Genomic DNA, 12662 nt, shown 5'->3' on the forward strand with positions numbered 1-12662 from the left:
TGCCTGCTGAACAGGGGCGCCATCCTACCTTGTCCGGGCAATCGACGCTCAGGGGGCGGTCTGGCCCTCGATCCAGGTCTCGACGACGTTGAGTTCCTGATCCACCAGCACCAGATCCGCGCGGTAGCCCGGCTCGATGCGGCCGAGCTCGCGATCCAGACCCAGGAAGGTAGCGGGGTAGAGGCTGGCCATGCGCGCGGCGTGCGGCAGGTCCACGTCGAGCATTTCCAAGGAGTTGCGGACCGCGGTCGCCATGTCGATGTCGGAGCCGGCCAGGCGGCCCTGCGCGTCGACCAGCATGTTGTCGTAGGCCACCGAGATCGGCCGGCCCTGCAGGCTGAAGGTCTTGTTGGGCGCGCCGACGGTCGGCATGGCGTCGGTCACCAGCATGAAACGATCCCGGCGTTTACTGCGCATGGCGATTTTCAGCACGACCGGATCGACGTGATGACCGTCGACGATGATTCCACACCAGCTGCCGTCATCATCCAGTGCCGCGCCGACCGCGCCGGGTTCGCGCCCGGAGAGTTGCGACATCGCGTTGAACAGGTGAGTGAAGCCGGTCAGCCCATGATCGAGCGCCGTGCGGATCTCGTCGTAGGTGCCATTCGTGTGGCCGGCGGAGACGATGACGCCCGCATTCGTGAGCTTGCGAATGATCTGCGGTGTCGTGCGCTCGGGGGCGAGCGTCACCAGCGTCTTGCCGCCTTTGAGAGACGTCAGCAGTCCCAGCGCATCTTCGTCGAGCCAGCGCAGCTTGGTCTCGTCATGCACGCCTTTACGTGCGGCATTCAAGAACGGGCCTTCGATGTGAATTCCCAGCACGCCCGGCACACCTGCTTCGATCGCATCCTGCGCGGCTTTCACTGCGCGCGAGACGACGTCGAGATCGTCGCTGATCAGCGTGGGTAGAAAACCGGTCGTGCCGAAGTGGCGATGCGCGCGTCCGATCTCTCGAATCGATGCGACGCTCGGATCGTCGTTGAACAGCACGCCGCCACCGCCGTTGACCTGCACGTCGATGAAGCCGGGCAACAACGTCTGGCCCTGCAAATCGTAGGTCGTGTCCGCGCTCCAGTCGGAGTCGCGAGCCACGATCTGCTGGATGCGTGCGCTATCGATGAGCACGACTTGATTCTCGACCCATCCCGAGTCGCGCAGCAGGCGGCCATTGACCAGCGCGAGCGTCATTACAGCGTCTCGGTCACTTTGTTGAGATGCGGCGGCTGATCGGGATCGAAGCCGCGCGCGGGGGCGAGCGCTGCAATCATCCGATAGAAACTTTGCACCATGAGCAGCGGCTCGATCACCGCGTGGGAAGAAATCGTCGGTAGCGGAATCGAGCCCGTCACGCGCGGACCTGCAACGAGCACGTCGGCGCCGCGAGCGACGAAGTCAGTCGCGAGCTTTTCGATACCGCTGCGGCTCTCATCGTTCTGCGACAGCATCAGTACCGGGAACCCGCGGCCCACCAGCGCCATCGGCCCGTGCTTCACTTCGGCCGCGCTGAATGCTTCGGCGTGCAAGCCGCAAGTCTCCTTGAACTTCAACGCCGCTTCTTGCGCGACGCCCAGTCCATAGCCGCGTCCGACAACAAACAAATTGATCGCCCGCTGCAGCGCCGGCACCGCTGCGCTCCAGTCCAGCTGCCACGCCTGCTCGAGCTGATCGGGGGCGCGCATGAGCGAGTTGATCAATGTTTGATCCGAGGTCCAGCACGCGACCAGATGCACGATGGCACTGAGCGACGCGATATACGACTTCGTCGCGGCGACGCTGGTTTCGGGGCCCGCGCTCAAGGGAATCGTGTGATGTGACATCTGCGCGAGCGGCGACGCCGGCGAATTGCACAGAGCAATCACGCAAGCGCCGTTGCGCTTGGCATTCTCGGCGGACGCGAGCAGATCGGGGCTCTTGCCTGACTGTGAGATCACGAGAAACACGACGCCGCGCATGTCTGTCTGCGCGTTGTACAGAGAGCTCATCGATGGCGAGAACGAAGTCGTCAGCAGCTTGGTATGCGACTCGATCAAATATTTCGCAAACGTCGCCGCATGATCCGAGCTCCCGCGTGCGCAGGTGACGACTGCGCGTGGGCTCATCTCCCTGAGCAAGGCGCCGATCCGGCGCACGTTGACCGCATTGTTCTCCAGCTGGCCGCGCACCACGTTGGGTGCCTGGCCGGCTTCTTTGAACATGCGGCTGTCCATACCCGTGGTCATGACGATGCGCTGAGCTCCGCAACGAAATCATAGATGTCGCCGCGATAAAACGATTGTGAGAATTCGACGGCCCGGCCGTCCTTGAGAAAGCCGACGCGCTCGACCAGCAAGCCAGCGTCTTTCTCCTGCGCTTTCAACAATTGCGCCTGCTCGGCGGTAAGCAAGACGGCGCGCAAGCGTTGCAAGGCGCGCACGGGACGATTGCCGGTGCGCTCCAGCGCTTCATACAACGATGTTTCCACCGACTCGACCGACGGCAGGCAATCGGCCAGCACCGTCGCATATTCGAGCGCCATTGGCGCATCGTCGGCGTAACGAATGCGGCTGAATCGATACACCGGCGTGCCCGGGCTGGAGCGCAGCGTGAGCGATTCGCCTGGTGTGACTGCGCCGGCCGCGCGATCGAGCCAGACACTACGGGGCTTACGTCCGCGGGCGCGCATGTCTTCGGAGAACGAGGTGAGTTTGGCGAAATTCTTTTCGACTCGATTGGTGACGAACGTGCCCGAGCCTTGCTTGCGGATCAGCAAGCCTTCCTCGACCAGTCCGTCGATGGCCTTGCGCACGGTGATGCGCGAGACGTTGAGCTCGTCGGCGAGATCGCGCTCGGGGGGCAGCGCGTCGTCGGCACCGAGAACGCGGTTTTCGATGGCGAGGCGCAACTTGCGCTGCAGCTGCTGATACAGCGGCAGGGTGCTGGCTTCATCGAGCGGCTGCAGATGCTCGGAGAGTGGAGTCAAGCCGAAGCTCCTCGGGGATGAATCTTGCTGTTGTAGTGCAATCTGGAGTGGAAGATGCCATCGGAATATTACCAATGCAATACCAATGGCCCAGTGGTCTTGCCGATATGAACACCTAAGCGGCTGTATTCCAGTGAAAAAACCCGATTAAAAACTAATGGTACTAACGGGGCTTGGCTTTTTGCTCAGACTGGTACTATATTGGACCCATATTGGTCTGATCAAAACACAACCAAGGGGTAGGGAGCGTATGAGCTACAGAAGCACGACTCTGATCGGTGCCGCAGTCACGCTGGCGTTGTTCCAGCAGGCCGCGGTTGCGCAAACGCAGACGATGGATCGCAGTGAAGTCGAGGAGGTTGTCGTTAGCGGTATTCGCGGCAGCTTACGCGAATCCGTGGAGACCAAGCGCGAAGCGACCGCCATCGTCGACGTGATCTCGGCCGAGGACATGGGCAAGTTCCCGGACAAGAACGCGGCCGAGTCCTTGTCGCATGTGCCGGGCGTGAACATCGACCGTCAGTTCGGTCAGGGCGAGCGCGTCAGCATCCGTGGCACCGATCCGGCGTTGAACCGCACGCTGCTCAACGGGCAGACGGTCGCGTCCGCCGACTGGTTCATCCTCGATTCGCCGGGCCGCACCTTCAACTACACGCTGCTCGCGCCCGAGATCGTTTCCAGCCTCGAGGTCTACAAGAGCCCCGAAGCGCGCATCGATGAGGGCAGCATCGGCGGCACCGTGATTCTGAACACGCGTCGGCCGATCGATCTTCCCGCCAGCACGCTGCGCACTTCGCTCGACTACGCGTACAACGATCGCGCCAAAGAGGGCAAGCCGAACTACTCGGCGCTGTTCAGCTGGAAGAACGATGCCGATACTTTCGGCGTGATCTTCACGGCGCTGCGTTCCGAAGAGGAGCTGGAGCGTCACGGCATCGAGACCTTCAGCTATCCGACGGCGGGTGGCGCCGGTCTTCCGGCCAGCGTCGTGGCCGATCGCTCCGCCGTGTTCCCCAATGCGATCAACTCGGCGCTGTTCGTGCAGGATCGTACCCGCAACAGCGGCACGATCGGCCTGCAATTGAAGCCGAGCGACAGCTTCGAGCTGAATCTCACCGGTTTGTATGTGAAGGCCGAGTACGACAACTACAACCAGAGCCGGTATGCCTTCTTCGGCGCGGAAGCCAGCAAGCCGACCATGACCAGCGCCACTGTCCGCAATGGCTTGATCACCTCGGGCTCGTTCTCCAACGGCCTCACTCTCCTCGACGCCATCTCTCGGCGCTCGGAAGTGGAAACCTATGCGGTCGATCTGAAGGCCGACTGGCGCGGCGATGGCTGGTCCGGCAGCGCCACCATCGGCACCACTGAAGCCGACGGCGGCACTCAGCAACAGTACTTCCTGGAATACGAAGGCCGCGGTGCTTACAGCTACGACATCGGCAAGGAGCGCGCCTCGGTCACTTTCGCGAACGATCCGGCCAGCGCGGCGTCCCTGCCAAGCATCGGCTTCGGTCAGTCCCGTCAGCAGCCGACGCATGACGAAGAACAGTATGTGCAGGCCGATTTCATTCGCGACCTGGGCTGGGGCCCGATCAATCAATGGCTGTTCGGCGCCAAGTATCGCGAGCACAAGACGGATCAGGACGCGCGCATTGGAAACATTGATGGCGATGCGCTGGCCGGCCAGGGTCTCGCTAACTTCGCTGGCGGCCTGACGCCTGGAAACATGCTCGACGGTGCGGACACGAACGCCGGTCTGGAGCGCTGGATGACGGTGAATCGCGGCGCCCTGGAGCGTTTCGTGGCGGGTGCGCCGGTGGTCAATCCGTTTACGGCGGCGCCGTTGGCCGCGTTGACGCCGTTCCCCAATGCCATGTTCAACGTGGAAGAGGAGATCTCCAGCGCCTACACGCAGTTCAACTTCACTGGCCAGGGCTTTCGCGGCAATCTCGGTCTGCGCTACGTGATGACGGATCAGTCCAGCTCGGGCTTCACGGCCGTGGGCGGTGGTGTGTTCCAGCCGAACTCGTTCTCGAAGGATTACAACGACTGGTTGCCGAGCTTCAACTTCGCGATGGACGTCGCGGATGACGTGGTGGTGCGCCTGTCGGCGTCACGTTCCATGGCACGCGCCAACTTCGCCGATCTGGCTTCGTTCGTGGAACTGGATAACACCACGAACTCCGGCCGCGGCGGCAATCCCAATCTCGATCCGTACCGCGCCAGCAACTTCGACATCTCGGCGGAGTGGTACATGGGCAATGAGGGTCTGCTGGCGGTGACGCTGTTCTATAAGGACGTGCGTTCCTTCATCGTCAGTCAGTCGTCGCCGGAACAGCAGTTCGATACCAACTCCCGACAGATCGAGACCTTCGACGTGACGCGTCCTCGCAATGGCGCCGGCGGCGAGATCCAGGGCTCGGAGCTGACCTATCAAACCAGTCTGTGGGGCGACTTCGGTCTGCAGGCGAACTACACGTACGCGGACGGCACCACGGATGAAGGCTTGCAGATTCCGTTCAGCTCGAAACACACCATCAATCTCACGCCGTACTACGACAACGGCACCATCAACGCCCGCCTGACCTATGGCTGGCGCTCGAAGTACTTCCGTGAGATCGGCCGCAATGGCGTGGCGGTGACCACCGACGAGTACGCGCAGCTCGACGCGGCCTTCGGCTGGCGTCTGACCGACAACATCGAGTTGACGGCGCAGATCCTCAACATGCTGGACGAGACGCACTACGAGTACGCGGGCGAAGAGAGTCATTTGCTGAATCTCTATAAGAACGGCCGCCGGTACTTCGCCGGCGTGCGCTTCTCCCTGTAAGTGCCATCGGGGCCGCGGATTGAAACATCCGCGGCCCTGATCCAAGCTCGTACCCCACGGCAGACGCCTCGTCTGAAGCCGGCGAGTACTCACGCATGAAGCAAAGACGGATGACCGTTGCGAATCGCACTGTCGTGGGAGTGCTGGCCGCTCTCGTGCTCGCCGCCTGTGGTGGCTCGCCGGGTAACGGAAGCCCTCAATCGCCGTCCGGCTCGGAGTCTCCTCTGAGCCGTACGGCGATTGAGGGCCCCCGCATCATTCCCGCGCCTCGCAAAATGGAGGCCGGCACTGGCGCTTTCGCGGTGGGTGGCAACACCCGACTCGAATTTGGCGACGGCGTCGACGGCGAGCGTCTCGGCGGTTATCTCACTGGTTTATTCCAAGAGACCTACGGCATTGGATTGGGCACCGCGGGCAATGTGCCTGACTCCAATGTGATCCGTTTCGAGCTCACGGCCGGCGGGAGCGCCGGCGGCCCCGAAGGCTATTCGCTTGCGTCCTCCCCCTCGCGAATCGTCATCTCCGCCGCCGACTCTCGCGGCCTTTTCTACGGCGCCGTGACGTTGTGGCAGTTGCTGTCGAAACAGCAGGGCGGCTTCGTCGTTCCTGCGGTCACCATCGAAGACTCGCCGCGCTTCGCCTGGCGTGGCTTGATGCTGGACTCCGCGCGCCACTATCAGCCGCCGGAGTTCATTCGCAAGTTCATCGATGTGATGGCGCTGCATAAGTTGAATGTGTTGCACTGGCATCTCACCGACGATCAGGCGTGGCGGCTGGAGATCAAGAAATATCCGCGGCTCACTGAAGTGGGCGCGTGGCGTGTGCCCGCCGGGCCCGCGGCTGCTGCCGATATCGATCCGGCCACGGGCAAGCCGCGGTTGTATGGCGGTTTTTATTCGCAGGAGGATGTGCGGGACCTCGTGGCCTACGCGAGGTCTCGCAACATCTCCATCGTTCCCGAGATCGACATGCCGGGTCATGCCAGCGCGGCGATCGCTGCGTATCCGAAGCTGGCAGTGCTCGATCGACCTTCACCTGACGTGCCTGCCGACTGGGGTGTGTATCCCAATCTGTTCAACGCCGAGGAAGCGACGTTTCAATTTCTCGAAGATGTGCTGGCTGAGGTCGTCACGTTGTTTCCTGGGGAGTACATCCACGTCGGTGGCGATGAGGCGGTCAAGGATCAGTGGAAAGCATCCCGTCGTGTGCAGGCTCGCATGCGTGAGCTCGGGGCGAAGGACGAGCACGAGCTGCAGAGCTATTTCATCCGGCGCATGGAGACGTTTCTTACCAGCAAGGGCCGGCGCTTGATTGGTTGGGATGAAATTCTCGAAGGAGGGTTGGCGCCGAATGCCACGGTGATGTCGTGGCGTGGCATCGATGGCGCGGTTGCGGCCGCGGCTTCGGGGCACGATACGGTGTTGTCGCCGCAGCCCACGCTTTATTTCGATCGGCGTCCGTTCGACACGCCGACCTCGCCGGGTCGGGTGGAGATCTCGACGGTAGAGAACGTCTACGCGTTCGATCCGGCGCCGGCAGCGATCAGCGAGGAGCAACGGAAACATATCCTCGGGGTTCAGGCGAATCTCTGGACGGAACATATTCGTACGCCGGCTCGCGTTGAGTTCATGGCGTTCCCGCGCGCGGCCGCGATTGCCGAGGTCGGTTGGTCGCCGACCAAGGATTGGGCGGGATTTTCTGAACGTTTGTCGGCGCAGCTCGAGCGCTACCAGGTGCTCGATGTTCGTTTCGCTGAAGCGCCGATGCCGCGACCTGTGGATCCGTTCCATCGCACCAGTCATGAGATGGCGCTGTGCACGGACAAGATTGCGCTGATGTTGGAAGACGATGCGCCGCTGGCCGGCGATCGCGCTGTCTTCAAAGTGGACATCATGAATCCGTGCTGGATGTTCAAAGGCGCGGATCTTTCCAAGGCCACTGCGTTGGTGGCTTCAGTCGGCCAGGTGCCGTTCAACTTTCAGATCGGCGATGCGGTGAAGGAGATTGTTTTGTCCAAGCCGGCGACACCGGCGGGTGAATTGGAAGTGCGAGTCGATGATTGCAACGGCGAGCGCATCGCTGTGTTGCCGCTGGCGCCGGCGGTTGGGAATTTCGCGGTGACGACTTTGCCGGCGGCGACTATCAAGCCGCGCGAAGGCTTGCACGATCTGTGTCTCACGTTCACCCGGAAGAGCATCGATCCGATCTGGACGATCGATTCCATCGAATTGAAAACCACCACGGCCGCGGGGACGGAATGAGCGATGCTGTGAAATCGTTGAAGCTGCACTCGCCGCTGCGCGGCTGGTGCTCCTCGCTCGATGAAACGCCGGATGAGGTGTTCGCTCAGCGGTTCCTCGGCGACGGCGTGGCTATCGATCCCACCGGCGATACGTTGTATGCGCCTTGCGATGGCGAGATTGTGTCGGTCGCGACGTCGAAGCATGCGGTTGCTTTGCGGGCGGAGAATGGGGCGGAGATTCTTCTGCATGTTGGGATCGATACGGTTGCGTTGGGTGGCAACGGCTTCGATGCTCTGGTTCAAGCCGGTGCGCGAGTCAGTCGCGGGCAGCCGCTGTTGAAGTTCGATCTCGATGTGCTGGCTCGTGGGGCGAAGAGTTTGATTACGCCGATGCTCATTACTAACGGGGACCTCTTCACGGTTGCCAATGCGTGTGTCGGCGTGGCGGTTGAGGTTGGCGATGCGTTGTTCGATGTGGTCGCCACGGGGGCGGCTGTCGCTGCGTCGTCTGGCGAGGTGGCGCAGGAACAAACGTTGCGGTTCGTTGTGTCGCTGGAGCATGGGATTCATGCGCGCCCCGCGGCGGTGATTGCCAACTTCGCCAAGACGCAGGCCTCGGAGATCACGGTCGCTGCTCATGGGCGCAGCGCCAACGCGAGGAGCGCGGTGTCGCTGATGGCGTTGGGCGTGAAGCACGGCGATGAGATAACACTGATTTCTCGCGACGCCGCCGCGATCGAGCAGATGAGGCAGGTGGTCGTTGGGATCAAGGAGGCGCCGACCGCTGGGGTGCATGTCGCTTCGGCGAATAACGCCGCCGCCGCGCAGGGCCGCTCCGCAGCCCGCGCGGGCCAGGCACGGATAGGAAGTGACTCTGTCGCGCGTGGCGCTCAATCGCCGCACGCAGCGAAGGAATCGGCTAGCCAATCGGCAAGTGGCGCTAGCAAGGAATCAGCCGGCGATGACTCGCGCTTTAGCGATGCTGGCACTACGAGAGGCGGCGGTGAGTCGCAGTTCAGCGGCGTTGATCGCGGCACGCAGGTCGCGGGCTCCAATCGACTCCGCGGTGTCATTGCCAGCCGTGGTCTCGCGGTGGGTCGGGCGGTCACGCTCAAAGCTGCAGAGATCGCCGTCGTCGAAGCAGGCAAAGGCATCGCTCATGAGAGCGCTGAGTTCGAACGGGCTCGGGACGAAGTCCGTGCTCGACTCAACCAGCTTGCACAACACTCGCAGGGCGCGGCCAAGGACGTCATCTCCGCACATCTTGAATTCATCGACGACTGGGAACTCGTCGCCTCCGCGCGTCGCGCGATCTCTCGTGGCAAGAGCGCGGCCTTCGCCTGGCGTCGGGCAGTTAGAGACAGTGCAGACACATTGCGCGCCCTCGGCGACCCTCGCATGTCTGAGCGCGTTGATGACCTGATCGACTTGGAATCTCAAGTGCTGCTGGCACTCAGCGGCGAGGCCCCGGTCGCCATTCCTCAGCTCCCCGACCGCTCGATCCTGGTCGCCGAAGATCTCAAGCCTTCTCAGCTCGTCTCCTTAGACGCAACCAAACTCACCGGCATCTGCCTCGCCGCGGGCGGCCCAACCTCCCACGTTGCGATCCTCGCCGCCGCGATGGGTGTACCTGCACTCGTTGCGCTCGGTGAGAATGTGCTCAGCATAGAAGACGGCGCCTGGCTCGTGCTCGACGCCGAGCAGGGCACGCTCACGATCTCTCCCGATCAAGTCGCCCTGGCCGCCGCCGAACAAACATTGACTCAGCGAAAGCAACGTCAACAAAGCGAACGCGCGGCCGCGCATGTGGACTGCCGAACGGCCGATGGCGAGCGCATCGAAGTGTTCGCGAATCTTGGCTCCGTTGCCGAAGCGCAAGTCGCCGTCGCGCACGGCGCCGAAGGTTGTGGGCTACTGCGCACCGAGTTTTTATTCCTCGAACGCGACGCGTCGCCGACCGAGGACGAGCAGCTTCAGCAATATCAGGGCATCGCAAGCGCCCTCGAGAGCCGGCCGCTCGTCATTCGCACGTTAGATATCGGCGGCGACAAGCCCATTCCCTATCTGCCGCTGCCCGCCGAAGAAAACCCAGCGCTCGGTCTTCGTGGTGTGCGCACAAGTCTGTGGCGTCCGGATCTCCTGAGAGTTCAGCTGCGAGCGATCTTGCGAGTGCAGCCCGTCGAACAATGTCGCGTGCTCTTGCCGATGATCACCGACCCGGCAGAAATTCGCGCGGTCCGGCGGATGCTCGATGAAGTCCGTCGTGAGTTGTCGATCACCTCGCCCGTGCAAGTGGGCGCAATGATCGAAACACCCGCGTCCGCCGTGATCGCCGGCCGCATCGCGCGCGAAGTGGATTTCTTGAGCATCGGCACGAACGATCTCACGCAGTACACGCTTGCAATGGATCGCGGTCACGCCGAGCTGGCGCATCGTATCGATGGCTTGCATCCAGCCGTGTTGAATCTGATCGCGATGACGGTCGACGCCGCCGACGAGCAAGACAAGTTGGTCGCGGTGTGCGGCGGCCTGGCCTCAGAGCCGGCGGCCGTGCCCATTCTCATTGGTCTCGGTGTGCGCGAACTCTCTGTCGTGCCCACCTTGGTGCCGCAACTGAAGAGCTTGATCCGGACCGTGACCGTCGACGCATGTCGCTCGCTGGCGCAACGAGCGTTATCGATGGACACGGCTGAAGCCGTGCGCGCGTTAGCGAACGAAGCGATGGCGCCCGCGCGAGGCTTGCTGCCGGCGGAATAATTCACGCACGCGCGATGCAGGGGTTGTGAATGAAAAACATACTTACCGGCTTGCAGTCCATCGGCCGCGCGCTGATGCTGCCGATTGCCGTACTGCCTGTCGCCGCACTGCTGCTGCGCCTCGGTCAGCAAGATCTACTCGACATCCCCGCGATTGCCGCCGCCGGCGACGCGATCTTTTCCAATCTCGGTTTGTTGTTTGCGATGGGCGTGGCCGTTGGTCTCGCGCGAGAGAATCATGGCGCGGCCGGATTGGCGAGCGTCGTTGGCTATTTGGTGACAACGAAAGGCGCGGAGGTGTTGATTTCTGTACCGCCGGAAGTGACCGCGCAGGTAGTTGGCCAGGCTCGCGACTTCGCCATCGCTGCTTTCCGTGAACGTGAACTGGCCAAGCTCAGTGTGCCCGCCGGCTTGTTGAATGGGTTGATCGCGGGCTATCTCTACAACCGTTACAGCGACATTCGGTTGCCCGCGTATCTGGCGTTCTTTGCGGGCCGACGTTTCGTACCTATCGCGAGTGGCACGGCCGGCATTCTGCTCGCGCTGGCCTTCGGTTTCGGCTGGCCCATCCTCGAGCGCGGCATGGATGCGACGAGCGACGCCGTCCTGGCGTCGGGCTCCTTTGGAATATTCGCCTACGGCGTGTTGAACCGAGTGCTGATCGTCACCGGGCTGCATCACATCTTGAACAATGTCGCCTGGTTCCTGCTCGGTGATTTTCACGGGGTGACCGGCGATCTGAAACGTTTTTTCGCGGGCGACCCGACGGCGGGCGCATTCATGTCCGGTCACTTTGCGGTGATGATGTTCGGTCTACCGGCTGCATGTCTCGCGATGTATCAGGCGGCCGCACCGGCGCGGCGCGCTGCTGTCGGCGGCATGTTGTTTTCCATGGCGCTGACGTCGTTTCTCACTGGTGTGACCGAGCCCATCGAGTTTTCTTTCATGTTCCTGGCGCCAGTGCTGTACGGCATTCACGCGGTGCTGACCGGTGTCGCGATGGTCGTGATGGATCTGCTGAACGTGCGGCTCGGCTTTGGATTTTCGGCGGGCCTGTTCGACTACGTGTTGAGCTTTGGCAAGGCGACCCGACCGCTGTGGCTCATACCGATCGGGTTGGTGTATTTCGGGCTGTACTACGGCCTGTTCCGATTCTTCATCGCTCGCTTCAATCTCGCCACGCCGGGTCGTGAAGTCGAAGAGAGCGCGCGGAGCGATGTGGGCACGGAGGATGATTCTGTTCAAGCATGGATTCGTGGGCTCGGCGGCGCGAGCAATCTGGTAGCCGTCGATGCGTGCACCACGCGATTGCGACTGTCGATTGCCGATCAGAAAGTCGTGAACGAAGCAGCGCTCAAGTCGCTCGGGGCCCGAGGTTTCGTGCGGCCGTCACAGCAAACATTACAGGTTGTCGTCGGGCCGATTGCGGACCAGCTGGCGTCGTCGATCCGTGCCGGACTGAGATTGCCTGCAAGCGTTGCCTCTACAGCGGCGGCCGCGGTCGAAACATCGGCGACCCCGAGCAGAATCTCAGCGGCGCAGCTGCTACAGACGCTCGGTGGCTTCGAGAACATTCGCGACATGCGTGCGGCGGCCAGCCGCTTGTGTTTCACTGTGCGCGATGACGCGGCTGTCTCTGCAGATGTCGCCAAGCTGGCTGGCGTGAGGGGCATCGCGCGACCGGAGGCTCACAGCGTCCATGTCCTCATCGGCCCAACCGCGCCCGGCGTGCTCGCGGAATTGGGGCGGCTGCGCGTCTGATCGCCGTCGCGTCGTTGCGTTCAATGCAACGAACAGCGGTCGGTATACAGATTGACCTGCGGTAGCGGTAGCTTCGATGATATCGCCCCAATCATCAGGGGCGAGAAA

7 protein-coding genes are annotated in these 12662 nt (G+C 62.3%); 4 read left to right on the forward strand and 3 right to left on the reverse strand.

Annotated elements, in window-relative coordinates:
- Positions 1 to 48: 48 nt before the first annotated feature.
- Genes nagA through ACFPN2_RS19890 form a run of 3 tightly spaced genes read right to left on the reverse strand, consistent with a single transcriptional unit; the run spans position 49 to position 2962 of the window.
- Positions 49 to 1191, reverse strand: a complete 1143-nt coding sequence (gene nagA / locus ACFPN2_RS19880) for an N-acetylglucosamine-6-phosphate deacetylase (protein ID WP_380599644.1) — start codon at positions 1189 to 1191, stop codon at positions 49 to 51.
- Positions 1191 to 2222, reverse strand: a complete 1032-nt coding sequence (locus ACFPN2_RS19885; RefSeq protein WP_380599646.1) for an SIS domain-containing protein — start codon at positions 2220 to 2222, stop codon at positions 1191 to 1193. The genes nagA and ACFPN2_RS19885 overlap by 1 nt, the downstream gene beginning before the upstream one ends.
- Positions 2219 to 2962 (reverse strand): GntR family transcriptional regulator, encoded by a 744-nt coding sequence (locus ACFPN2_RS19890; RefSeq protein ID WP_380599648.1) that lies wholly within the window; start codon positions 2960 to 2962, stop codon positions 2219 to 2221. The genes ACFPN2_RS19885 and ACFPN2_RS19890 overlap by 4 nt, the downstream gene beginning before the upstream one ends.
- A gap of 250 nt (positions 2963 to 3212) precedes the next feature.
- On the opposite strand from ACFPN2_RS19890, the gene ACFPN2_RS19895 reads away from it, so the two are divergent.
- From ACFPN2_RS19895 to nagE, 4 genes are all read left to right on the forward strand, one after another.
- Positions 3213 to 5795: a TonB-dependent receptor gene (locus tag ACFPN2_RS19895; RefSeq protein ID WP_380599650.1), complete on the forward strand. Its 2583-nt coding sequence runs from the start codon at positions 3213 to 3215 to the stop codon at positions 5793 to 5795.
- A gap of 95 nt (positions 5796 to 5890) precedes the next feature.
- A complete protein-coding gene (locus ACFPN2_RS19900) occupies positions 5891 to 8056 on the forward strand; it encodes a family 20 glycosylhydrolase (protein WP_380599652.1) in 2166 nt (721 codons plus the stop codon).
- The gene (gene ptsP, locus ACFPN2_RS19905; RefSeq protein WP_380599654.1) at positions 8053 to 10794 is read left to right on the forward strand and encodes a phosphoenolpyruvate--protein phosphotransferase; all 2742 of its coding nucleotides are present in this window, start codon (positions 8053 to 8055) and stop codon (positions 10792 to 10794) included. The genes ACFPN2_RS19900 and ptsP overlap by 4 nt, the downstream gene beginning before the upstream one ends.
- Positions 10795 to 10823: 29 nt before the next feature.
- Positions 10824 to 12554 (forward strand): N-acetylglucosamine-specific PTS transporter subunit IIBC, encoded by a 1731-nt coding sequence (gene nagE, locus ACFPN2_RS19910; RefSeq protein ID WP_380599656.1) that lies wholly within the window; start codon positions 10824 to 10826, stop codon positions 12552 to 12554.
- Positions 12555 to 12662 lie beyond the last annotated feature (108 nt).

Source organism: Steroidobacter flavus (assembly GCF_042651805.1).
Taxonomy (GTDB): Bacteria; Pseudomonadota; Gammaproteobacteria; order Steroidobacterales; family Steroidobacteraceae; genus Steroidobacter; species Steroidobacter flavus.

What these genes read in the sequence shown, in the direction of transcription:
- nagA (WP_380599644.1), bottom strand. Translation starts at nt 1,191, where the DNA reads ATGACGCTCGCGCTGGTCAATGGCCGCCTGCTGCGCGACTCGGGATGG.
- ACFPN2_RS19885 (WP_380599646.1), bottom strand. Translation starts at nt 2,222, where the DNA reads ATGACCACGGGTATGGACAGCCGCATGTTCAAAGAAGCCGGCCAGGCA.
- ACFPN2_RS19895 (WP_380599650.1), top strand. Translation starts at nt 3,213, where the DNA reads ATGAGCTACAGAAGCACGACTCTGATCGGTGCCGCAGTCACGCTGGCG.
- ACFPN2_RS19900 (WP_380599652.1), top strand. Translation starts at nt 5,891, where the DNA reads ATGAAGCAAAGACGGATGACCGTTGCGAATCGCACTGTCGTGGGAGTG.
- ptsP (WP_380599654.1), top strand. Translation starts at nt 8,053, where the DNA reads ATGAGCGATGCTGTGAAATCGTTGAAGCTGCACTCGCCGCTGCGCGGC.
- nagE (WP_380599656.1), top strand. Translation starts at nt 10,824, where the DNA reads ATGAAAAACATACTTACCGGCTTGCAGTCCATCGGCCGCGCGCTGATG.